Source organism: Streptomyces lomondensis (genome assembly GCF_014651035.1).
Lineage (GTDB): Bacteria > Actinomycetota > Actinomycetes > Streptomycetales > Streptomycetaceae > Streptomyces > Streptomyces lomondensis.
Genome location: NZ_BMWC01000007.1, coordinates 235,666 through 258,562 on the forward strand (window position 1 = coordinate 235,666; position 22,897 = coordinate 258,562).

General features: G+C 68.7%; 16 protein-coding genes and 3 pseudogenes. 12 read left to right on the forward strand and 7 right to left on the reverse strand.

The window, feature by feature from the left end:
* Window positions 1–132 precede the first annotated feature (132 nt).
* Complete coding sequence (locus IE255_RS24150; RefSeq protein ID WP_190052464.1) at window positions 133–2,457, forward strand: (Fe-S)-binding protein; 2,325 nt, start codon at window positions 133–135, stop codon at window positions 2,455–2,457.
* A gap of 73 nt (window positions 2,458–2,530) precedes the next feature.
* Here the strand turns inward: IE255_RS24150 and IE255_RS24155 are convergent, their stop codons facing one another.
* Window positions 2,531–2,845 (reverse strand): hypothetical protein, encoded by a 315-nt coding sequence (locus tag IE255_RS24155; protein ID WP_190052465.1) that lies wholly within the window; start codon window positions 2,843–2,845, stop codon window positions 2,531–2,533.
* 263 nt (window positions 2,846–3,108) lie between these two features.
* On the opposite strand from IE255_RS24155, the pseudogene IE255_RS24160 reads away from it, so the two are divergent.
* Window positions 3,109–3,867, forward strand: a pseudogene (locus IE255_RS24160) (hypothetical protein); the annotation flags it as partial.
* An 866-nt stretch (window positions 3,868–4,733) separates the two neighbouring features.
* Window positions 4,734–8,012, forward strand: a complete 3,279-nt coding sequence (locus IE255_RS24165; protein ID WP_229906573.1) for an RHS repeat-associated core domain-containing protein — start codon at window positions 4,734–4,736, stop codon at window positions 8,010–8,012.
* Window positions 8,013–8,387: 375 nt separating this feature from the next.
* Here IE255_RS24165 and IE255_RS24170 read toward each other — a convergent pair whose 3' ends face one another.
* The 4 genes from IE255_RS24170 to IE255_RS39310 form a co-directional block, all read right to left on the reverse strand.
* Window positions 8,388–8,660, reverse strand: a complete 273-nt coding sequence (locus IE255_RS24170; protein WP_372487541.1) for a DUF6233 domain-containing protein — start codon at window positions 8,658–8,660, stop codon at window positions 8,388–8,390.
* A 518-nt stretch (window positions 8,661–9,178) separates the two neighbouring features.
* The gene (locus IE255_RS24175) at window positions 9,179–11,728 is read right to left on the reverse strand and encodes a tyrosine-type recombinase/integrase (RefSeq protein WP_229906541.1); all 2,550 of its coding nucleotides are present in this window, start codon (window positions 11,726–11,728) and stop codon (window positions 9,179–9,181) included.
* On the reverse strand, window positions 11,619–12,083 hold the full coding sequence (locus IE255_RS39305) for a tyrosine-type recombinase/integrase (RefSeq protein WP_229906542.1): 465 nt from the start codon (window positions 12,081–12,083) through the stop codon (window positions 11,619–11,621). The genes IE255_RS24175 and IE255_RS39305 overlap by 110 nt, the downstream gene beginning before the upstream one ends.
* A complete protein-coding gene (locus tag IE255_RS39310; RefSeq protein ID WP_229906579.1) occupies window positions 11,971–12,708 on the reverse strand; it encodes a site-specific integrase in 738 nt (245 codons plus the stop codon). Before IE255_RS39310 ends, IE255_RS39305 begins: the two co-directional genes overlap by 113 nt.
* Before the next feature lie 70 nt (window positions 12,709–12,778).
* Between IE255_RS39310 and IE255_RS39315 the strand changes: the two are divergent.
* From IE255_RS39315 to IE255_RS24190, 3 genes and pseudogenes are all read left to right on the forward strand, one after another.
* A pseudogene (locus IE255_RS39315) lies at window positions 12,779–12,997 on the forward strand (hypothetical protein); the annotation flags it as partial.
* A pseudogene (locus IE255_RS24185) lies at window positions 12,994–13,682 on the forward strand (YdcF family protein). The pseudogenes IE255_RS39315 and IE255_RS24185, both read left to right, overlap by 4 nt.
* A 23-nt stretch (window positions 13,683–13,705) precedes the next feature.
* Window positions 13,706–14,248 carry a GntR family transcriptional regulator gene (locus IE255_RS24190; RefSeq protein WP_190052467.1) on the forward strand — a complete coding sequence of 181 codons (543 nt, stop codon included), beginning with the start codon at window positions 13,706–13,708 and terminating at the stop codon, window positions 14,246–14,248.
* 6 nt (window positions 14,249–14,254) lie between these two features.
* On the opposite strand, the gene IE255_RS24195 is transcribed toward IE255_RS24190, so the two are convergent.
* Both IE255_RS24195 and IE255_RS24200 read right to left on the reverse strand, forming a co-directional pair.
* On the reverse strand, window positions 14,255–14,908 hold the full coding sequence (locus IE255_RS24195) for a DUF1707 SHOCT-like domain-containing protein (protein WP_190052468.1): 654 nt from the start codon (window positions 14,906–14,908) through the stop codon (window positions 14,255–14,257).
* 150 nt (window positions 14,909–15,058) lie between these two features.
* Window positions 15,059–16,405 (reverse strand): hypothetical protein, encoded by a 1,347-nt coding sequence (locus IE255_RS24200; protein ID WP_229906543.1) that lies wholly within the window; start codon window positions 16,403–16,405, stop codon window positions 15,059–15,061.
* A gap of 509 nt (window positions 16,406–16,914) precedes the next feature.
* Here IE255_RS24200 and IE255_RS24205 point away from each other — a divergent pair.
* The 6 genes from IE255_RS24205 (at window position 16,915) to IE255_RS24230 (ending at window position 22,875) form a co-directional block, all read left to right on the forward strand.
* Window positions 16,915–18,183 carry a nucleotide sugar dehydrogenase gene (locus IE255_RS24205; protein ID WP_190052469.1) on the forward strand — a complete coding sequence of 423 codons (1,269 nt, stop codon included), beginning with the start codon at window positions 16,915–16,917 and terminating at the stop codon, window positions 18,181–18,183.
* A 43-nt stretch (window positions 18,184–18,226) separates the two neighbouring features.
* Entirely contained in the window at window positions 18,227–18,400 is a 174-nt protein-coding gene (locus IE255_RS24210) for a peptidase (RefSeq protein WP_190052470.1), read from the forward strand.
* The gene (locus IE255_RS24215) at window positions 18,397–19,734 is read left to right on the forward strand and encodes a glycosyltransferase family 2 protein (RefSeq protein ID WP_190052471.1); all 1,338 of its coding nucleotides are present in this window, start codon (window positions 18,397–18,399) and stop codon (window positions 19,732–19,734) included. Before IE255_RS24210 ends, IE255_RS24215 begins: the two co-directional genes overlap by 4 nt.
* A gap of 95 nt (window positions 19,735–19,829) precedes the next feature.
* Window positions 19,830–20,414, forward strand: coding sequence for a dihydrofolate reductase family protein (locus IE255_RS24220; RefSeq protein WP_190052472.1), 585 nt, complete (start codon window positions 19,830–19,832; stop codon window positions 20,412–20,414).
* Between the two features lie 23 nt (window positions 20,415–20,437).
* Window positions 20,438–20,992 (forward strand): dihydrofolate reductase family protein, encoded by a 555-nt coding sequence (locus IE255_RS24225; protein ID WP_190052473.1) that lies wholly within the window; start codon window positions 20,438–20,440, stop codon window positions 20,990–20,992.
* 476 nt (window positions 20,993–21,468) lie between these two features.
* Entirely contained in the window at window positions 21,469–22,875 is a 1,407-nt protein-coding gene (locus IE255_RS24230) for an FG-GAP-like repeat-containing protein (RefSeq protein WP_190052474.1), read from the forward strand.
* The last annotated feature ends 22 nt before the right edge of the window (window positions 22,876–22,897 follow it).

Sequence of the window (22,897 nt, forward strand, 5' to 3'; positions counted from 1 at the left end):
CCCGGCTACAGTGCGGCGGAAGATAGGGGTAGTCTCAGACGGACTGCATAAGTTACCGCTTAGTAATTTCGGGGAACCCTCCATAACGGCAGGTCACCCCGACGAAACCCCTCGCAGGCCCGAGGAGCCCCCATGCAACTCGCCGCGATCATCGTGTCGCTGGTACTGACCGTGGTCGGCGTCGCGCTGCTCGCACGCGCGATCGGCCAGTTCGTCCGGTACTTCAAGCTGGGCCAGCCCGTGCCCGCCGGTACCCGGACCGACAACCCCTACCAGCGCAGCGTGACCCTGGTGAAGGAGTTCCTCGGCCACACGCGCATGAACCGGTGGGGCATCGTCGGCATCGCCCACTGGTTCGTGGCGATCGGCTTCCTGACGCTGCCGCCGACGATCATCACCGCGTACGGCCAGCTGTTCCAGGCCGACTGGACGCTGCCGGTGCTCGGCGGCTTCCTCCCCTACGAGCTCTACATCGAGTTCATCGCGGCCATGACGACCCTCGGCATCGCCACGCTGATGGTGATCCGCCTGCTGAACCTGCCGTCGCGCCCGGGCCGCAAGTCCCGCTTCGCCGGCTCGAAGATGGGCCAGGCGTACTTCGTCGAGTACGTCATCCTCACGATCGGCCTGGCCATCTACGTGCTGCGGGGCCTGGAGGGCGCGCTGCACCACGTGGACCACTACGAGGCCGCGTACTTCGCCTCGTACCCGCTGGTCCTGGCCTTCAAGGGCCTGAGCGTGGCGGCGCTGCAGAACCTCGTCTACTTCTTCGCGATGATCAAGCTGGGCACGACCATGATCTGGATGATCACGGTCAGCCTGAACACCAACATGGGTGTGGCCTGGCACCGCTTCCTGGCGTTCCCGAACATCTGGTTCAAGCGCGAGGCGACGGGCGAGACGGCTCTGGGCGCGCTCCAGCCCATGACGTCCGGCGGCAAGCCGATCGACTTCACCGACCCGGGCGACGACGACGTCTTCGGTGTCTCCCAGGTCGAGCAGTTCTCCTGGAAGGGCCTGCTGGACTTCTCCACGTGCACCGAGTGCGGCCGCTGCCAGTCGCAGTGCCCGGCCTGGAACACGGGCAAGCCGCTCTCCCCGAAGCTGCTGATCATGTCGCTGCGCGACCACGCGCACGCCAAGGCGCCGTACCTCCTGGCCGGCGGCGGCAAGACGATGGAGGGCGAGGAGAAGGCGTCCGAAGAGCAGCTGGCGGGCGTCCCGGCGTCGGCCCTGGCCGAGGCGGAGCGCCCGCTGGTCGGCACGCTGGAGGACAACGGCGTCATCGACCCGGACGTCCTGTGGTCCTGCACCACCTGCGGTGCCTGCGTCGAGCAGTGCCCCGTGGACATCGAGCACGTCGACCACATCGTCGACATGCGCCGCTACCAGGTGATGATCGAGTCGGCGTTCCCGTCCGAGGCGGGCACGATGCTCAAGAACCTGGAGAAGAAGGGCAACCCCTGGGGCCTGGCGAAGAAGCAGCGCCTGGAGTGGCTCAAGGAGGTCGACTTCGAGGTCCCGGTCGTCGGCAAGGACATCGAGGACCTGTCCGAGGTCGAGTACCTCTACTGGGTCGGCTGCGCGGGCGCGCTGGAGGACCGCGCGAAGAAGACGACGAAGGCCTTCGCGGAGCTGCTCCACATCGCGGGCGTCAAGTTCGCCATCATGGGCGGCGACGAGAAGTGCACGGGTGACTCGGCGCGGCGTCTCGGCAACGAGCCCCTGTTCCAGGAGCTCGGCATGGAGAACGTCATGGCGCTGAACATGGCGTTCGGCGAGGAGATGGACGACGAGGGCAAGGTGACGCCCGAGTCGGCGAAGCCGAAGTCCGCGAAGAAGATCGTCGCGACCTGCCCGCACTGCCTCAACACGCTCGGCAACGAGTACCCGCAGCTCGGCGGCGACTACGAGGTCATCCACCACACGCAGCTGCTCCAGCACCTCGTCGACGAGGGCAAGCTCATCCCGGTCACCCCGGTCGAGGGCATCATCACCTACCACGACCCGTGCTACCTGGGCCGCCACAACAAGATCTACACGCCGCCGCGCGAGATCATCGCCGCCGTCCCCGGCATCCGCAACGAGGAGATGCACCGCCACAAGGAGCGGGGCTTCTGCTGCGGCGCGGGTGGCGCGCGGATGTGGATGGAAGAGCGCATCGGCAAGCGCATCAACAACGAGCGCGTGGACGAGGCGCTGTCGGTGAACCCCGACATCGTGTCGACGGCCTGCCCCTTCTGCCTGGTCATGCTCACGGACTCCGTCAACGGCAAGAAGAACGACGGCAAGGCCAAGGAGTCCATCCAGGTCGTGGACGTCGCCCAGCTCCTGCTGGACTCGGTGAAGACGCCGGTGCCGGCGGAGGGCGAGGACGACGACGGTGACGACGACGGCGAGCCGCCGGCGGGCACGGCGGACTCGGAGAACGCACCGGAGCCGGAGCCGGTGAAGTAGGCGGTTCTTCGAGGGTTGTCTTCAACGCCCCCTGTCCGAGTCATCGGGCGGGGGGCGTCGGCGTTGTAGGCGACTACGGCGGCGGAAGCCGCGGGAAGGACAGCCCCGGGCCGGCCCTCCGCCCCCGGCTCTCCGCGACGCGCAGGATGTCCCGCAGGACCTCGGTGAGACGCTCGGCAAGGAAGCGGAGTTGCGCCTCGGTGGCGTCGGGGAGCAGGTCGTCGGCGTGGGCGAGGAGTTGAGCGCCCATGTCGAGCTGGGTGGCTTCGGTGATGTCGGCGAGACGGGATACGCCTCCGCCGCCGTCGTCAGTGATCAGAAAGCACGGCTTGGCTTCTGGGCTGGCCCAGGGGAGGAGGCGGAGTGTGCGGCGTGGGGTGGTGTCCATCAGGCGGTCTCCACGCTGGCGGGCAGGTGTGGGTCTGTGGTGACGACGTACGGGCGAACAGCGACGGGTGAGGCGCCGTCGATGAGGGATTCCGAGCGGTAGGGGCTGGGGAGGGCCGGGTTCCACCGACGGAGCAGACGGCGAAGCAAGTCCGGCGCGTCTTCGCAGTCAGGCGGATGGCGACGGGGCCGGGGCCGGGCTCGCTGACGAGTTCGTCGTTCCATGGCCCCAGCGTCTGCCGACGCGATCGGCCTCGAAATGACCTGCTGTTGTACTTCCGTTGCGCTTCTCGCCCCCGGTCGTCACGGAGAATCGCCAAGTGGGAAAGCCTGGGTGTCAGGACGCGGCCACGCCCGGATACGCAGGCCATCCTCGACACCGCGCTTGCCCGAGCCGACGCCGCTGCTCAGAACCGCTTCGAGGTAATGCTTCCTCCTGAGCGTCAGACCGTCGCACGGCCCGCTGACCACGAGACCTGGACCGAGGACGTCGAGCGCGCCGTGGTCTGCATCAGTCGGCAGGACTTCCCGTTCGCGTCGACCCTGCTCAATCGCTGGCTGGGGCGCCACGATCCCCATCGACTCGACGACAAGGGACGCCATCTCTACGGCCGTTCCCTCACGCTCCTCGGGGATGTGCACCGTGACCAGGGTTCGATCCTCGGCCCGCTGTCCGCCCGCTGCTCCTACGTGACCGCGCGCGACCTGTTCCGCGAACTCGACGTCCCCCGCCGTGTCGCACAGATCGACCTGTCCCTCGCGGTCGTGCAGGAGATGTCCGGTCGACTCGAAGCCTCGGCCCGATGCTACGAGCAACTCGCGAACGACGAACGCCTCGGACCGCGCGACCGGGCACGGGCCCGTCTGTGGGTGGGCACGGCGCTGAGCAAGGAAGGGAACCATGTGTACGCCGCGGAGATCATGACGGCTGCCACGCACGAGTTCGAGAAGCTCGGCGAACCGGAGGACTGGTCCGTGGCTCATCAGAAGCTGGCGCTGGCGCACAGAGGCGCAGGCGAACTGGACCTTCTCTGCACCAAGTCGATGAGCCGATAGGGGGCCCGGGGCACCGTCCACCGGTGCACCTCGCGATGTTCTGTACCGCGTGCGATGCATGACATCGTGATCTCGACGCTCTCGTGGCCGCAGGCGGAGAGCTGGTGCATCGGGCGGCTTTGTCCCACTGTCGGGGGAAATCGTCGTCTTTGCCGGATTGCTGGGCGGCCTTCTCGCTGGCGCGCAGGACCGCCCAGAGTGGGATGGACAGGCCGGTGAGGTACCAGGGGATGGGCCACAGCGCGGTCCACCAGGCGGCCTGTGGTTCGAGGACCAGGTCCGCGGCGGCTGTGGCCATACCGGCTGCCAGGCTCCAGGACGTGAGGCGTCCAGCGGTCTGGACTTTTCGGGCGAGCCGGTTGGAGGCGGGGTTGGTGCGGCAAGAGGGTGGCTGGTAAGCGCTCTCTGTGCATATCCCGGCTAGGTCTGAACTTGACCGAAAAATAGTCAGTTGTGGCATGAGATGTGCTGATTGAGATGCAGTCGAAGGATTTCGGTCAGTGTGCCCGCTCGGATCGGTAATGGAATGGACAATTCCTCCTTTGAGTAGTGACGGGTTACTCCACAGTGTCCGCATTCGCCCAGTCGAAGTGGTGGGTCTGATTCCGGCCCGCATGAGACGGATGTTGCGGGGTACGGCTCGTCGGTTTGTGTGCGTCTCGTGACAGCTTGTGTGGCCGAGGTGACCGAGTGGGTCACCGGTTCTGACTGTCTGTCTGACTTCCTGTGGGGGGAAGCTGATGCATTTACGTGCTGGAAGCACGTCGCTGCGGCGTGCCCGAGGAACACACAGAACCGCTCTTGTCGCGGCGATCACTACGGCTGCCGTAGTGATCGCCGCAGCGCCTGGTCTGGCGGCGGCTCCGAAGCCGGAGCTGCCGGAGCCGGAGAGTCCGTGGACGAAGCCGACCAAGGTCGAGGCTCCTGCCACGCCGGCCGGGTCGGTCAAAGCGCCGGACTCGGAGGCTGAGGCCAAGCCGTCCGCCGAAGTCGCAGCTTGGCGGGCGGCGCAGAAGGCTCGGGCCGCCGGCGGGAAAGCCATGGGGGCCGCGTCCCGCGCGGCGGCCGCTGCCGAGGCCACGCCCTACACCCCGGAGGGGCAGGGCGAGGTGCCCTGGCACCGGATCATCGACACGCGCCTGAATGACGCGCTGGTGGCGCGGGTGAACGTCTCCAACGGCAACCTGATGCTCGCCGCCACTGACTTCGACATCGCCGGTGTCGGCCAAAAGCTCCAGCTCACCCGGACGTACAACTCCCTCGAAGCGCCGTGGGGGAAGGTGTCGCAACGCTGGTGGCAGGCCTACGAGCGCTACCTCCAGGTCGGTGACGGGGAGGTGGTCGTCTTTGACGCCACCGGCAACACGCTGCGGTTCAAGGAGAATTCCACCGGCGGTTACACCACGCCGACGGGCTACTCCAAGGACCTGAAGAAGAACGCGGACGGCACGTACACCCTCACCGACCGCAAGTCCGGCACCCGTGACACCTTCAACGAGCACGGCACGCTGACGAAGGTCACCGACAAGAACGACGGCCTGATCACCGTCGACCAGCACGACGAGGGCAGCGAGCACAACGGCTTCAAGCTCACCGAGACCCGCTCGGGCCGTTGGATCGACCTGGTCAAGACGGACGCCAGCCAGTGGCAGGCCAAGGACCACACCGGTCGCACGGCCGTGTTCGACCTGGACGCGGCCGGCAACCTGGCGAAGGTCACCGACACCGACGGCAAGGCCACCGCCTACGAGTACGACTCCTCACGCCGCCTGACCAAGGTGACCACCCCTGAGGGCACCGTCACGCTGTTCACCTACGACGCCCACAACCGCGTCTCCTCCATGCAGCGCGCCACCGAGTCCTCGAGCGACGGTCACAAGGGCCCGACCTGGCGCTACGACTACACGGCCGCCACCCCGTCCGACGCGGGCACCACCACGGTGACCGACCCCGACGGGGATGCCACCAAGTACCTGCACAATGCGGACGGCGAGGTCAGCAAGGTCACCGACCCCCTGGGCCACTCCCGCCACTCGAAGTACACCAACCATCTGCTGCAGACCGCGATCGACGCGATGGGCTCGGGTACGGACGGCACGGGCGGGAACACCACCACCTACGGCTGGGACGACCGCAACAACGCCATCTCCCAGCGGCTCCCGCTCGGGGCGACGGCTTCCGTGACGGAATACCAGACGATCGCCGGCACCGACCTGCCGAACGACTTCACCACTGCGGACGGCCGCAAGGACACCTTCAAGTACGACACCAACGGCAACACCATGTCGGTGACCACCTCGGGCACGGCCGGCGGGACACGCGAGTACACCTACAACGAAGCCACCCCCAAGTGCGGCGGCTTTGAAGGCCAGCGCTGCACCGCGAAAGACGGCAACAGCAAGGTCACCTCCTTCGTGTACGACGCCAAGGGCAACCTCAAGACGGTCACCCCGCCGGCGCCGCTGGGCAAAACGGAGTACACCTACGACGCACTCGGCCGGGTGGAGACCGTCACCGATGGACGCGGCGTCAAGACCCTCTACACATACGACAACCGCGACCGCGTGACGAAGGTGTCCTCCACCAACGCCACGGTCACCTACTCCTACGACGGCGACGGCAACGTCAAATCCCGTACCGACGCTTCCGGCACCACGGGCTGGGACTACGACAAGCTCAACCGCGAAAGCATCCGCACCCTGCAGAACGGCGCCCAGACCGCCCTCGCCTACACCCCGGCCGGCGACGTCGACTACTACACCGACCCGACCGGCAAGACCGACTACACCTGGGACAAAGCCGGCCGCCTCGACTACCTGACCGCCCCGGACGGCAAGAAGACCGACTTCGACTACAACAACAACGACAAGCGCACCAAGACCGTCTACCCCGGCGGCACCACCCAAGCCGTCGACATCGACGACAACGGCCGCCCCGAAGCCGTTAAAACCACCTCCGGGACGACGACGCTGATCGACCTGGCCTACAGCTACAAGAACACCGCGGGCAAGGACACCACCAAGATTCGCACCCGCACCGACAACCTCACCAAGAACAAAACCACCTACGACTACGACTCCCAGGACCGCCTGCGCTACGCCCTGGAAGCCGACTCCGCGGGCGCGCGCAAGGCGTCGTGGCTGTACTGCTGGGACAAGGCCGGCAACCTCACCTCCCAGGACGGCACCAAAAACGCCTGCCCCGGCGGCACCACCTACTCCTACGACGACGCCTCCGAGCTGACCGCGAAGAACGGCTCCACCACGGGCTGGTCCTACGACAAGCTCGGCAACGAAACCGCCGGCGCCAGCGCCACCGCCCGGACCAACGAGAGCTGGACGGACTACAGCCAGCTCTCCGGCATCACCGCCGCCGGCAAGAGCTACGACCTGGTCCACGCGGGCACGACCAACTCCGAGCGCACCAAGCTGGGTTCGACGTGGTTCCACCACACCGCACTCGGTCTGGCGTCCACGACGACCAACGGCGTCGACACCGGATTCATCCGCGAACCGGCGGGCACCTTGAACTCTATGACGACTGGGGGGAAGTCCTACTACTACCTCACCGACGCCACGGGCAACGTCCTCGGCCTCGTCGACGACACGGGCAAGCGCACCCACACCTACGCCTACGGCCCCACCGGCCTGCCGCGCGGCACCACCACCGAGGCCGTCCCCCAGCCGCACCGCTACACCGGCGCCTACCTGGACCCGACGGGCCTGTACAAGCTGGGGCACCGCTACTACGACCCCACCCTCGGCCGCTTCACCCAGCCCGACCCCTCCGGCCAGGAGAAGAACCCGTACCTTTATGCGGGCGGCGATCCCATCAACAATATCGATCCGTCCGGACTCGGACTCATAGACGCTCTGGGTCTGGTCGGAGATGGCATTACAGGTATCGCTCACCTGGTACAAGGAGATACTCAAGCGCTGTGGGGCGACGTTGCTGGAGTAGTAGTGGGTGGACTTGCTGGGGCTGCGTGCGGAACGGCAGTCGCTGCGTCAGCCCCAGCGACGGTGGGAGGCTCGTTGGGAGCCACCGCTGGATGCTACGCGATTTCATGGAGTGCCGGACAGATTGCCTCCAACGCTGTTAGCGGAGGCTAGAGAGATCGGGATCCTGCGGCGGGGCATGCCAGCGCCCCGCCGCAGGGCCGAGGAAAAAGGGGATCGTAAATGCCAAAGGTTGGATGGTCGCTGGAACAGCGCGCAGCAGTGAAGAGGTGGATGCTATTTACCGCCCTTTTCGCGGTAGCTGGAGTAGTCCTGTCAGTATTCCTTATCGTGGCAGGAAATTCCGGCGGCTGGGTCGTTCTCGTTATGACGCTATGCATATTCGGGGCCGTCTACTTGTTCGTCGGAAATGCCAAAAATAGGCAGCCCCGGTGACCGCTCGTTCTGGTTGGACGTCGGTTGCAGCCGTTGGCGCCTACCGCACCTGGAGGCCGTGCTTGGTTCGCCGACGGTGCGCTGGCCGGGGGTCTAGGAGTGGCCGGGGGCGGAGTTGGTGATGTGTTCAAAGCCGCTCAGGAGAGGCGTCAGCTCCTGCCCGGCTCCGCACAGGGTGCACAGCTGGGTCCCCGGGTTCTCCGCGACGTTCAACGCGTGCTCCACATCGAGCAGCGGCGCCCCCTGCGGCGCCTCCTCGCAGTCCGGGGCGTGCAGCACACCCCGAGCCTGGCCCCGGCCCTCGCGCACCTTCGCCAGCACCCAGCCCGAAGGCCAGCGCTCCCCGAGCACTCGACACCCACTCATTGAGATCGTTTCATCTTGAACTCGCAGGTCGGGCCGCTGGTGTGGGTGGAGATTGACACGCTCGTGCTGGTCTCGGAGGTGATCATTAGAGGGTCTCGCCTTCGGTTCTCATGCGCTGCTGGCGGTCGGCGGTGTGTATCTGCTCGTCACGCTGTGCCCGGTGATCTTCAAGACCTGGAGGCAGATGGACCGTATCGGCTCTCCCCACGCCAGGGCGGAGGGCTCGCTGCCGCAAGGTTCGGGGACGAAACGGGTGTAGTCACGGAGACAGCCGTTTCGGCGCAGCTCACCAACACCTGACGTCGGTGCTCCCCGTCGCGCTTGAGCGGGGGGCCCGGCCTTCTTTGTCCAACTGTCGGGGCGGAGGCCGGTGCGGGTCAGACGCCGGGTCATGAGAGTGATGAACGCCCAGTTCAGGTGTGCCTCGGCGTGTTGGGGAAGCCGCCCGAGCCGCACCACCAGCACCCACACACCAGATCCTCCGGTCGTAGGCACGTCACGGCCAGAGTTCAAAGACACTACTGAGGGACTGCGGGAAGTCCGAGCGGGACCGGTCCGGTTCGCTCGAAGCGGCGTGCTTGTTCGCGCTTGCTTCTCAGAAAGGTAAGGGTGAGGTCGAGGCCGTCGATCTCTCCTCGCCAGTCCTCGGCGACGGCGCGCTCGCGGCGGGCGAGGAGGTCCTCCTCCAGTTCGTCCAAGCGGGGCAGCATCTTCGGGTTGATGCTCAGCATCGGGCAGCGAATGCAGGCGTGTTCGTGCTGGCAGGGGGTTCCGTAGGGGCGGCCGCAGGAGCCAAGTTCGACGCGGCGCTTGTCGAAGTGCTCGTTGAACTCCGACCATTCCGTCTTGGTCGGTTCGCGGTACTCGCTTTGGGGTCGTTGTGCTCGTCGGCGGTCGAGGAACTGCTGGTAGTGGCGGACGACGTCGTCGTCGAAGACCGCGACGTAGCCGCGAGTGGTTTGGATATTGAGGTGGCCGAGCAGGGCTGCGCCGATGTGAATGGGCAGGCCGCTGTTGACCAGCTCGGTCGCGAAGAGCCGGCGGAAGTCGTGGGGAGCGAACTTCACCTCGGCGAACCGGGGATCGGTATCGATCAGTCCGTCGGCGGCCCGGCGGATCATCCGCCACATCGTCGTGGTGGACATCGCCCGCAGTCCCCCGGCGTGCACGTTCTGGAACAGGTAGGGCAGCGGCTCGCTCCAGACCTTTTCGTGCAGGTCGTAGCGGACGCAGATCGGAACGGTGCCGTGCGCGCTGATGTGACGACGGATGATCTGGGCGATGACGTGGAACAGCTCCGCGGACATCGGGATCACCCGTTCCCGGTCGCTCTTGGACGGTGTGATCACGAGCAGGGCGACGACTTCACCGCTCGGGCGCTGGTAGTTGCGCACGCTCAGGTGAGTCAGCTCGGTCAGCTCCTCGGCACGCAGGCCGGCCAGCCGGAGCGTCTCCACGATCGCCCACTGCCAGAACGCCTGGTTCTCGGTGTGCGTGAGCTGTACCAGTTTCCCCGTTGCCCGGTTCACCGCCCGGATCGGCGCGGTCGTCGGGTCCCGGCGTTCGGCGTCGATCTTCGCGGAGACGCGCTGCCACTCGGTCCCATCGACGGTGAAGTGCTCGCCGAGCCCGACCGCGCGGGCGCTCTCCAGCAGCGTGCGTTGCCGCTGCCATTGATCGGTGACGTGCTGGGACAGGATCGGCAGGAGCGGCTGGCGTTCCCGCGTGCGGTTGGCCATCCGCTCCTGGACACGGCGCCGGCGGACGTGGAACCAGCGCAGGTCTTCATCGCGGATCGGGCAAGGTGCCACCCACTGGGCCCAACGTTCCGGCTCTGCGACTGCCCAGGTGTGCAGGTCCAGGTAGAAGGCGCGGACCGCGAGGAAGGGGCCCTCGACGTGCAGCCGCGGCTTGCCGTCCGGCCGGACGAGCAGGCTCTCCTTCCAGTGGGTGACTGCTTCGGGGGACAACCGCAGGTCGGCCTGGTCCGGGTTGAAGTCCTGGATCACCTTCCAGAACAGCCGGACGAGGTTGGTGACCAGGGCCTGGAGGGTGGAGTAGTCGACCTCGACCGAGCGCCGGCTGATGTAGTGGATCAGCAGGTCGCGAACACCCTGGTTGCGGATCTTGTGCTTATCGACGAGTTCGGCGACGGGACGCTGGCCCTTGACCACGGCGGCCCGCAGCGTGCGCGGGGTCGAGGCCGGGAAATGCCCCATGTCGGAAAGGATCGGCCAGGCCTGGGTAGCGGCGAAGCAGCCGTCCCCGCCCGCCTCGCCAGCGGTGACGCCGTACTTCCTGGACTCCGTCGCGTAGAAGAGCAAGGCCTCCGGCGTCAGGTCGGCGATGTGGATCCCAAAGACGGTCAACGGGACGATCACGTCGAACTGGGCTCGCCGGATCGACTGGCGGCTCACGTTCAGGGACAGGGTCCGTTCGCAGAACTCCTCCAGCACCGGGTCCTTGGCGATGCTGCGGAACCAGCGCAGGTAGTGAGAGAAGCGATAGGAGCGGAAGGCCAGCAGCGACGGCTGGATCAGGCGCATCGCGAAAGCGTGGCCTGCGGAGGTGTTCATGGTGCTCTTGATCGCCTTGCTGCGGCCCTGGTAGAGCTGCTGGGCCTGGCGTCCCCGCTCGTTGAGGCCGGCGGCCTCCCATCGCTCCTGCCACGTGGCGCCGGGGAACTCCTGCAGGTGTTCCAGCAGCCGCTGCATCTCCGTCGTCCACTTCGCGATACCGGATCCTGTCCCGAGGACCGTCCCGGCCAGTTCGGCGATGTCTTCGATGGAAGCGGTCGACAGCTCGCCCAGTGGACGGGGCGGGTGGATGGGCGTCGGCGGAGGTGCGGGCTCCACCGCGGTCGGCTTGAAGCTGAAGTCCCGCTCGTAGATCTCGACGGAGTGGCGGCGCACCCGTCCGGTGGTCGGTCCCTTCACCCGGGCGCTGTTGCCGGCCTGACTACCGGGCACCGAACACCACCGCCACGTCCTGTGGGTCGTACTGCTGGGACCACGCGGCCGGCTGGGCCGGGCGGCCGTAGTGCTCGGCGAGCTTGTCGACCAGGTCATCCAGGCCGACCACGGTGTAGAGGGCGGTGGTGGTGATATGCGCGTGCCGAAGGATCGTCTGCACCTCCGCCAGAGTCATTGCCGGATCCCGGGCAAACCGGGTCGCCGCCGTGTGTCTCGCATTATGAAGCGTCCAGTTCATGCCCAACTGCTCGGTTGCCCGCTGGAGGATCCGCCGGGCCGCCCAGTAGGTCAGCGGACGCGTCTCACCACGGCGAGTGCGCCAGATCGGTCCGCCGTCGTCAGGCAGGCCGGCATCGTCGAGGTAGGCCGCCAGGTAAGGAGACGTAGCAGGCCAGAAGAGCCCGATCCCGGGCGCACCGCATCCGCTCGAACAACTCCTCCCACTGGGCATCGGGAATCGCCCGCGGCTGACGGACGGGAACCTTCGGACGCAGACGGCCCCGGCGGTGCCGGCCAGGAACCTCCAGCGGCGACCGGTGGGCAAGCGTCGCGCGGCGGGCCCGATTCTCCGGCACGGGGTTGAGCACCGGCCCGCGTCCGAAGTGCAAGTGGAAGGCGTAGAAGCCGTGAACCGCCGATAGGTTGTGCGCAATCGTGGCTGGGGCATAGCCCGCCGCCAGGACTCGCTTGCCGGTCGTGGGGTTCACCGCCCCGGGTGGATGTCCGCCCTCACGTCGTCGCTGCCGCTGTGGATTGCGGGCCGAGCGCAGCCAGCCGACCAGCGCGGCCGCCTCCGCCTCGGTGGCCTGTTCCCAGCCGACGTCCACCGTCCACAGCACCCGGAACCAGCGCAGCAGGTCGTAGGCGTAGCTCCGGCACGTCAGCGGACTCACGTCCCCCAGCAGGCGGTCCCGGAGATAGCTGCTGACCGGCTCGACCTCACGCCCCGCACCATCCACCACTAGCCACGGCAACGACACCGACGTACCAGCAGCAACCGCCCCGATCCGCGACAGCCGTACACGGCCGTCCATCAGATCTCGATGTACCCGGGAGGACTCATGCGACAACGACATGCCCCGATGCTCCTGATGCACCGCCTCCGAGTCGAGCCGTGGCCTGAGTTAGTGCAGTCAACTGACCAGGCTTCACTGCATCGACATCGCGCGCACCACGGGTACGGTCGACTCCCCGATGCAGCGGGTGCGGCTGGACACCGCCTACGGGCACATCCTTCTGTCCGATGCGATGCCCCGGGATGATGGGCTGTCCGTCCTCGACCGGGCGGCACAGGTGGCTCGCCGGTACGGACTGAGTCACCAGCTGCGCAGCATCGAGGGCATCCGAGGAGCCCAGCAGGGATGAGGCAGGGAGTGGCAGTGCCGGAGCACCAACAGCGTCACATCAGCGGCGAGCAGTTCCACGACGCGACGGTGATCTGGGACTACCACCAGATGGGGCATGAGGCGCGCCCCTGCTCGGCGGCGATCGGCCTGGGAAGTCACGACCTCGGGGTGGCCACCACAGCTGCCGGCCTGTTCCGGGCCGGTCTCTTTCCGGTCGTGGTGTTCAGCGGCGGCAACAGCCCCACGACCCGCGCCCGGTTCCCACGCGGCGAGGCCGTGCACTACCGCGAGCACGCCCTGAGTCTGGGCGTTCCGGATGAGGCGATCCTCGTCGAGCCGAAGGCCGCGAACACAGGCCAGAACATCACCTTCTCCCGGGAGGTACTGGCTGCTGCGCACATCGAGGTGGAGTCGCTGCTGCTGATCTCCAAGCCGTACATGGAGCGCCGTTCGTACGCGACCTGCCGCAAACTCTGGCCCGAGGCCGACGTCGTCTGCGCCTCCGAGCCGCTGGAGCTGGACGACTACATCAAGTCATCGGCGACGAGAAGCTCGTCGTCGACATGCTCGTCGGCGACCTGCAACGGGTGATCGAGTACCCGAAGCTCGGCTTCGCCGTAGAGCAGGACGTGCCGGGCGAGGTCTACGACGCGTACGAGCGTCTCCTGCGCGCCGGCTTCGACAGCCGCCTGATCGGCAGCTGACACGCAGGCAACGGGAGGACACCGTGAGCGCCAGCACGTGGACGAGCACGTCGATGCCGTATCTGACGCCCCGCAAGCGAGAACAGGGCGACGCCTGGAGCGCGGACGCAGCGGCCCAGGGGCGACGTGGAACCCAGCGCATCGTCCATGCCGGTGAGGTCCCCGCGCCGGCCGAGGTCGCGCGGCTTCTCGGGGTTCCGGACGGGGAGCCGGTCGTCGTTCGACGCCGCCTGATCCTCCTCGACGACGAGCCGAACGAACTGACCGACACCTACTACCCGACCGCAATCGCCCGAGGCACGCCGCTCGCCGGAACGGCGAAGATCCGCGGTGGAGCCGTCACCCTGCTCGCGGAACTGGGCCATGTCGGCGTGCTGGTCAGGGAGGACGTAACGGCCGCCCTGCCCGAGGACGAGGAGCAGGAGACCTTGCGGCTCACCCCGACGGATCCCGTTCTGCGCCTCACCAGGCTCACGTTGGACGCCGACGACGAGCCGATCCAGGTCGACCGTATGGTGATGTCGGCCCAGGGCCAGCAGTTGCGCTACGAGATCAGAATCGGATGATGATGATCAGGCCGGAGGTCGAATCGGAGACGCCGGCCTGCGCAGCAGCCGCTGACCCAGCGTCCGGCGTGAGGGGCGCACCACCACGCGGCCGTGGGCCTTCTGGCCGACCAGCTCCACTCGCAGTGTGACCGGCTGATCGGAGGTCGTCGGAGACTGCCGGTACTTGATCCGGCTGTGCACCAGCTGCAGGCCGTCGGTGTCGACCACGATGCCCGGCCTCGTGACCAGGGTCAGGGTCTTTCCTGTCATCGCCACGTCGATCCGCAACGTGTCGTGCGTGATCACTGCGTCAGTGAAGTCAAGCGTCACCTTGCAGTACGTCACCGCGAGTTCCAGCTTCCGCGGCACCACCCAGCACCCCGCGCGCTCGATCGGGCCACTGTGGACCTGCTCGATCCGGACGACATCCTTGGCCTCCGCACCTGCCGCCGCCAGGGCGGGAGGCAGGTCCGCGGTGAGGGGCGCGAGTTCCTTCAGGGTCCGCGCCGACAGGGCCGTCTCCAGGCGCTCGTCCAGCTCGTCCGCGGTCAGCAGGCCATCCCCCGCCGCGATGCGCAGCGCGTCCACCACCCGGTCCCGGTCGGCATGGGAGGCTCGCAGCTCGGGCGTGGAGCCGGGGCCGGACCGCTTCCCGGTGGGCGAGATCTCTCCCGACATGCTTCCGTCCTGATCGTGTCGAACGTGAACGCGCGGCGCGGCAGCGGCGCGACAGGAAGGCATCCATCTTGCCCAGGCCCGGTCCGGGCAACAACCGCATCTCATGGTCCCGTTCGCAGGACGGCGCCGCGCCCCGCCCCTCCACACGCGTCAGCGCCCCACCTCCACCACCTCCGACGTGGCCCCCCGGAACACGTCCGTCGCCTTGAACTGCGCACGGTAGTGACCGCGTCGCCCATCGGCGATGTCCGCCGAGAACGCGTACCCCTCGCCCGACCAGTCCGCCTCCGTCGTGCGGAGGGTCGTCCAGCGCTTGCCGTCGTGGGAGTGCTGGATGTGTACCGGGATGGTGCCGGGTGTCCAGCCGTCGGGGAAGTCCATCGCGCCCTCGACGTGGACGCCGCGGTCCGGCGTGCGGGTCGCGGAGAACGACGTGAAGGCCGAGGCGCGCAGGACCGTGATCTCGGGGCTGTTCGCGGACGCCGGGGCGATGAACGGGTCGTCGCTGTGGGACGCCGCGCGGAAGGTGCCGGTCTCCGACGGGGTGTGGGTGAAGGTGACCTTGCCGTCCTCGCCGGTGGTGAAGTAGCCGACGCCGGCCCAGTGCGTGCCCTGGGAGGCCTCGTAGAGGACGCCGCCGCTCTGGCCCTCGAAGGGGACCCAGCCCTGCGGGGTCTCGCGCTCCAGCGTCGCCGTGACGGTGACCTGCTGTCCGTAGTCGATCGTGCGGGCTTCCGCCGGGGACTGGAAGGTCCAGCGCGTGGCCACCTGCCGGACGCCGATCCGCGTCGGCGCGGACTCGCCGTAGAGGACGTACGGGTTCGCGGAGTCGTGGCGGTAGACGGCCTGCACCGGCACCGCGTCGTTCACGGTGACCGTGCCGGAGAAGTGCCCCTCCGCGTCGGTGCGGACGGTGTTCTCCGTCCAGTAGTCCACGTCGAGGTCCACCCGGTGGTCCGCCAGCGGCTTCAGCTCGCGGGTCCCGGGCCAGCGTCCCTTCAGCGTGCCGTCGACCCGCACCTCGCGGTGGTCGGTGTCGATCTCCGTGCGGTCGGGGCGCACGTCCTCGAACACCGCGGCGACGTAGTAGGCGAGCGTGCCGGCGGAGTTGTCGACGGTACGGTCGCCGTCCGCGTCCGTGGCCTCGATGCGGATGTCGTAGCTGCCGAGCGCGGGCAGGTCGAGGGGCTGCTTCGTTTTCCACACACCGTCGTCCGCCGTGCCGGAGGCCAGCGTGAACGCGTCGTTCTCCACGACGGCGACCTCCTGCTGGGTGGCCGCGGAGACGATGTGGGCCCTGATGCCCGTGATGGCGCTGTCGGAGCTGATGCCGACTTGAAGGGTGCCGAGGTCGTCCGAGACGCTGTTCGCCCAGCGGACGTCCGGCGCCTGTCCCTCCGCAGCCTCCGCAGCCTCCGCCGCGTGCGCCGCCGGCATGCCGGTCAGCAGCAGCGCGGCCGTACCGATGGCGGCCCAGGCCGCCCGTGTTCTGGACAAGATCCCCCCACAGGATGTGTCTGAAGCCGCGCCGGCAGCCGGCACGACCGAACGCCCTTTCTACCGCACGGTTCTGACAACGGTCCCGCGGGTTTCCGCGGAGGGGTGGTACGAGGGGCGCACTCGAAGGGCGCACTCGATTCGCAGGTGCACTCGCCCGCGCCGCCCGCATATGAGTCGCGTCACTGTGAAGTTGTGAAGATCCATCCACTGCACGGCACTTGACGTGCCCTCACTCCCCAACGTCCGCAACCCGGCACTTCCCTTCGCAGATTGCGAATCAGTAAAGGGGGTTCCGTTCAGCGAAGTGTTATTGAACTATGAAAGTCCACAGATGAGGGGGATTTGTGAAGATCACTGGTTGCGCTTCGCGCATGCCGGGGCAGGGGGCCCTGGCCGACCGGTGACGCGGTGCTGGTGCCGTTCCCACACCGCTTCTCACGCAGTACCACGCCACGGCCGTCTGCTTCAGGAACAGACGGCCGTATTTCAGGGGTGAGGAAACCACCATGCACATATGTGTGCTGGGGCAGGGCTATGTCGGCCTGCCCCTGGCCGTGAGGGCCGCCGAGGCCGGGCATACGGTCACCGGCTACGAGCCCGACCGGGCGCGTTGCGAGGCGCTGGCCGCCGGGTCGTCGTACGTCGAGGACATCGGTGACAGCCGGCTCCGGGCGGTGCTGGATTCGGGCGCGTACCGCGCCAGTTGCGACCCGCAGGACCTCAAGGGGTTCGATGTCGCCGTCATCACCGTTCCGACTCCGCTCACCGACCGTGCGCCGGACTTGAGTTGCGTACGGGACGCCGGTCGCGTGCTCGCGGAGTGGATCGAGCCGGGCGCCACCGTCGTCCTCGAGTCGACCACCCACCCCGGCACCACCCGCGACGTGCTCATACCGTTGCTGGAGGAAGGCTCCGGGCTCGTCGCCGGGCAGGACTTCCACGTCGGCTTCAGCCCCGAGCGCATCGACCCGGGCAACGCCGACTGGCGGCTGGAGAACACGCCGAAGATCGTCGCCGGGCTGACCGAGGGCTGTCTGCGGCGGGTCAAGGACTTCTACGACACCGTCACCGAGGTCACCGTGCCCGCCTCAGGGCTCGAAGAGGCCGAGCTGGCCAAGGTGTTCGAGAACACCTACCGGCACGTCAACATCGCCCTGGTCAACGAGCTGTCCCGGATGGCCCACACGCTGGGCGTGGACGTCTGGCACACGCTGGAGCTGGCCGCGACCAAGCCCTTCGGGTTCACCAGGTTCCTGCCCGGGCCCGGTGTCGGCGGGCACTGCCTGCCCATCGACCCGGTCTACCTCAGCCACCACGTCAAGGCCCGGCACGGGCAGACCTTCCGGCTCATCGAGCTGGCCCAGGACATCAACGAGAGCCAGCCGGACTACGTGGTGCGCCGGCTGCAGGACGCCCTGAGCCGCCGCTTCCGGCGGAGCGTGCACGGGGCCCGTGTCCTCGCCCTCGGCGCCGCCTACAAGCCGGGCACCTCGGACGCCCGCCAGTCGCCGGCCGTCGAAGTCGCCGACCGGCTGCGGGCGATGGGGGCGGACGTGACCGTCGTCGACCCCTATCTGGCGGTGGCGGACGGCGGTTGCCGCGACATCCCCTTCACCGGGACGGGCGCGGACACAGCCACCGTCGCCGACTTCGACGCCGTCGTCCTGCTCACCCCGCACGGCGAGTTCGACCTCGTCCGGCTCGCCGCCGAGGCCGCCTACGTCCTCGACACGCGTGGCGTCATGGCCGCCGCACCGCACATCGAACGGCTCTAGAGAGCCCACAGGAAACCCGCAAACAGCAGGAAAGAGGAACATCATGTACGGACAGAACGGTGTGGGCGCCGCGATCGGGACCGCCACGGGCGGAGCCGCCCTGGCCGCCACCGGCGGAACGGCTCTGGGGTGGATCGTGCTCGCAGCCATCCTCCTCGTCATCGGCGGCGTCGCGGCCTTCCGCATGGCGACCCGCGGCAAGCGAGTGACCGCTTGAGCGCCTCGTACGCCCGCCCCTCCCGGGTGAGGTTCACCGTGGTGACCGCCGTGGTGGTGGCGGCCCTGGCCGCCGCCACCGTGGTGGTGCACCTGCAGTCGAAGAGCCCGGTCCTCACCTTCTACTGGTGGCTGGGCATGACGGTGATCGTGCTCTGCCTGGTGTCGTTCCTGAAGGGCCGGTCCTTCACCCACCTGCCGGTGGCGCCCGGCCGGACGGTGGCGATCATCCCGGCGTTCGAGGAGCCGTCGGAGAACCTGCACCGCACGGTGCGGTCGCTGCTGGCCCAGACGCACCCGGTCGACGAGATCCACGTCATCGACGACGGCTCGCGGCAGCACCCCGTGGAGCCCTTCGAGCACCCCCGCGTCTTCTGGCACCGCCAGGAGAACAAGGGGAAGCGCGGGGCCCAGGTCACCGTGCTGCGTCACCTCCAGGAGCAGGGCAAGCACTTCGACTTCGTGCTCACCATCGACTCGGACGGCGAGCCCTTCCCGGACGCGCTGGAGCAGCAGCTCCGGGCCATGAGCAACCCGCGGATCCAGGCCACCACCGGCATGATCTACGTCCGCAACTTCGAGGAGAGCTGGGTCTCCAGGGCCGCGGACATCGACATCGGCACCTCGTGCGTGATGATGCGGTCCTCGCGCTCCATGCTGGGAGCGCTGGAGACGACGTCGGGTGCGCTCGCGCTCTACCGGGCCGAGCTGCTCTACGACCACCTGGACGCCTACGAGGTCGAGTGCGGCACCGGCGACGACCGCTGGCTGGCGCTGCGGGCGCTGATGCGCGGCGAGGTCGTGGCGGTCAACGAGGCCGGAGTCGTCACCGACATGCCGACGACGCTGAGGAAGACCTACCGGCAGCGGCTGCGCTGGGCCCGGTCGTGGTGGTGGATGCTGCCGTTCGTGTACGCGCGGCTGTCGCTGAAGCAGCTCATCTCGCCGACTTTCGGCCTGCTCCAGCTCGTCATCACCCCGGTGATGCTGGCCTGGACCGTCGTCATGACGCTCCTGACTCTGGGCGGCCGGTACCACAACCCGGGCATTGCGCTGGTGTACCTCGGCGTGTACCTGGTGGTCCGGTACGGCCAGTCGGGGCTGTACGTGCTGATGCGGCCGGACATGACCGCGCGCCAGCGCTGGCGCTCCTGGCTGGTCGGCACCCCCGCGGCCGTGTTCATGAACATCGTGCTGCTCTGCCCCACCCGCTACTGGGCCCTGTTCAAGCTCCGCGACAACGCCTGGCAGTCGCGGGGGCTGACGGCGCGGACGGCGCTGCCCCAGGGCGGCGGCCGTCACCGCGCCGGGCCGAAGAACCTGCAAAAGGCCTGAGGAAACCGGGCAGCGGTCCGCGATGAGTTTCGGGTGCGGGGGCGGTCTATGGATGCACAAGGGCCGCCCCGGCCCCCGGACGCGCGGGAGATCGCATGACCACCGTCGTGATGCACAACGTCGTCTCCGTCGACGGCTTCATCGCCGACGCCGACGACCAGGTCGGCCCGCTCTTCGAGTGGTACGGCAACGGCGACGTCCAGCTCAACGAGTACGCCAAGGTGTCCAAGGCCTCCGCCGACTACGTGGGGCCGGCCATGGCGAAGATCGGGACGCTGGTGGTCGGGCGGCATGTGTTCGACATGACGGACGGGTGGGGCGGTGTCCCGCCGACCGGTGAGCACCTGGTGGTCGTGTCGCATCGGCCCCGGCCCGAGGGCCGGCATCCGGACGCGCCGTTCCACTTCGTCGACGGGGTGGAGGCGGCGATCGCGAAGGCCAGGGAGCTGACCGGGGAGGACCGCGACATCGGCGTGGCGGCGGGTGACGTCGGCGGGCAGGCGTTCGCGCTCGGGCTGGTCGACGAGGTGGCGATGGACGTCGTACCGGTGGTGTTCGGCTCGGGCAAGCGGTACTTCGGGTCGGTCGACGCCCAGCACCTGCTGGAGGACCCGCACGTCGTGATCCAGGGCGACCGGGTGCTGCACCTGCGCTACCGCGTCCGCCGACAGCAGCCGTGACCCTCCCGGGGAGGTCGGACGACATGGAACCGCAGACCGCCGCCGGCAAGGTGCTCTGGCACTTCGCGATGTCCCTGGACGGCTTCGTGGCGGGCCCGAACCACACCATGGACTGGATGACCGGGGCGACCTTCCGCCCGGGCCTCGTCGAGGAGTATGCCGGGACGACCGGCGCGGTGCTCGGCGGCCGGGCCGGGTGGGACGCCTACCCCGACCCCGGCGGGATCTACGGCGGCGCCTGGCAGGGGCCCGTCTTCGTGCTCACGCACCACCCGGAGGACGCCCACCCCACCCCCGGCGTGACCTTCCTGAACTGCGACGTCGCCGAGGCGGTCCGGATCGCGCTGGACGCCGCCGGCGGCAAGAACGTGGAGGTCTTCTCGCCGACCATCGGCCGCCAGCTCCTGGAGCGCGGCCTGATCGACGAGATCGACCTGCACATCGTGCCCGTACTGCTCGGCGACGGGATCCGGCTGTTCGACAACCCCGGGGGTGCGCCCGTACGGCTGGAGCTGCTCCTCGGCGGCGACCCCAAGGCCGCGGTCGACGTGCGGTACCGGCCGGTGCCCGCCGAGTGAGACGAACCCAGGCTCCCAGCAGCCTCGGAAATTAACCGAACTCACGTACAACCCTTACGCCCCCACGCGGGTCTCCTGATCGCCGACCACCCGTGAACGCCCGGACAACTCCCGGCGAACACGGCCGGTCCGGCCCTCCATCGACTGTGGATGTCCGCCAGGCATCCCCCGCGTGCAGCAGGAGATCCGCATGCACCAGCACGAGCGCCCGTCAGGGCGCCCGCGGCCGCGCCCGGCCCGTCGCCCCCGCCTGCGGCTCGCCCCGGCGACCGCCGCCGCGGCCACCCTGACCGGCACGCCGCTCACGGCGACGGCAGCGGACCCGGCGCCAGGGCCTGTCGTTCGGACCACGCCGCAGACGCGGGGTCTGGCACGCGCGGCTGCCGCGTTGTCGTCGGTTGCCGCCTGAACCACCCCGCATCCCCCCCGGGACCGGGCCTGCCAGGTCCGGTCCCTTCCCCACCCGGAGTCCCGCCTTGCGCAAGCGCACCCTTCTGCTGGCCGCCACGCTCACCGCCGGCCTGCTCACTTCCACCCCGGCCACCGCCGCCCCCTCCGGCCTCGCCGGGGACTTCAACGGCGACGGATACCGGGACGTCGCGGCCGGCGCCCCCTGCGCCGACGTCGGCTCGGCCTCCTGTGCCGGCGCGGTCGTCGTGCTGTACGGCTCGGCGTCCGGTGTCTCGGCCGCCCGCAGGGCCGTCCTCACCCAGAACTCCGCGGGCGTGCCCGGCACCGCCGAGCCGGGCGACCTGTTCGGCTCCGCCCTGGCCACCGGCGACCTCGACCGGGACGGCTACTCCGACCTCGTGGTCGGCGCCTCCAACGAGAGCATCGGCGACCGGGACGGCATCGGCTCCGGCACGGTCCTGTGGGGCAGCGCGTCGGGCCTGACCAGCGGCAAGGGCCTGCCGCAGCCGTCGACGCTCGCCGAGTACGGCGGCTTCTCCCGGGGCATCGCGACCGGCGACTTCGAGGGGGACGGCGACACGGACGTCACGCTCACCGGCCAGAACCACACCCGCCTCTACCGGGGCCCCTTCACCCGGACAGCCGGCCCGTCGAGCCACTCCGGCGTCGGCGAGCTCGGCACGACCTTCGAGGTGATCGCCGGCGACCTGACCGGCGACGGCGCGGCCGAGCGCGTCTACCCGTTCAACGTGGACGGCGACACCGGCGGCCAGATCAACTACTTCCGCTGGACCGGCATGACGTACAAGATGGCCGAGCTGCCCAACGCCGACGGCTACCCGGGCTCGATCGGCGACATCAACCGCGACGGCTACGGCGACCTCGTCCTCGGCGACCCCACGGACCCGTACGACCTCAAGCCCGGCGGCCACAAGGGCGGGCAGATCACCGTCTGGTACGGCGGCCCGAACGGCCCGGACCCGGCGCAGCAGCCGGGCGTCGTCCACCAGGACACCGCGGGCGTGCCCGGCGCGGGCGAGGCCGACGACCGTTTCGGCAGCGCCGTGAGCACCGGCGACATCAACGGCGACGGGTACGCCGACGTCGTGGTCTCCGCCCCGGGCGAGGACGTCGGCACGGCGAGGGACGCGGGCTCGGTGACCGTGCTGTTCGGCTCCGCCGCCGGCCTGAAGACCAGCAGCGGTGTGAAGTCGTACACCCAGGACACCGCCGGGGTGCCCGGCTCCGCCGAGTCCGGGGACAGTTTCGGTTCCTCGGTCGGTCTGACCGACGTGACCAGGGACGGCAGGGCGGACCTGGTGATCGGTGTCGGCGGCGAGAACTCCACGGGCGGCTTGTGGACCCTGCGCGGCTCCGCCTCCGGCCTGACCACGAGCGGCGCGCAGGGCATCACCACCACCGCCGTCTCCCTCAAGGGCGGCGCCTCCTTCGGTGCGGTCGTCGCCCAGTGACGGCCCGTCGACTCGCCGGTGA

Coding starts and splice junctions, on each gene's coding strand:
- IE255_RS39305 (WP_229906542.1), bottom strand. CDS start 12,083: ATGCCCAGTGGGAGGAGTTGTTCGAGCGGATGCGGTGCGCCCGGGATC.
- IE255_RS24225 (WP_190052473.1), top strand. CDS start 20,438: ATGGAACCGCAGACCGCCGCCGGCAAGGTGCTCTGGCACTTCGCGATG.
- IE255_RS24195 (WP_190052468.1), bottom strand. CDS start 14,908: ATGTCGGGAGAGATCTCGCCCACCGGGAAGCGGTCCGGCCCCGGCTCC.
- IE255_RS24205 (WP_190052469.1), top strand. CDS start 16,915: ATGCACATATGTGTGCTGGGGCAGGGCTATGTCGGCCTGCCCCTGGCC.
- IE255_RS39310 (WP_229906579.1), bottom strand. CDS start 12,708: ATGTCGTTGTCGCATGAGTCCTCCCGGGTACATCGAGATCTGATGGAC.
- IE255_RS24170 (WP_372487541.1), bottom strand. CDS start 8,660: ATGAGTGGGTGTCGAGTGCTCGGGGAGCGCTGGCCTTCGGGCTGGGTG.
- IE255_RS24150 (WP_190052464.1), top strand. CDS start 133: ATGCAACTCGCCGCGATCATCGTGTCGCTGGTACTGACCGTGGTCGGC.
- IE255_RS24155 (WP_190052465.1), bottom strand. CDS start 2,845: ATGGACACCACCCCACGCCGCACACTCCGCCTCCTCCCCTGGGCCAGC.
- IE255_RS24210 (WP_190052470.1), top strand. CDS start 18,227: ATGTACGGACAGAACGGTGTGGGCGCCGCGATCGGGACCGCCACGGGC.
- IE255_RS24175 (WP_229906541.1), bottom strand. CDS start 11,728: ATGACCTGGTCGACAAGCTCGCCGAGCACTACGGCCGCCCGGCCCAGC.
- IE255_RS24220 (WP_190052472.1), top strand. CDS start 19,830: ATGACCACCGTCGTGATGCACAACGTCGTCTCCGTCGACGGCTTCATC.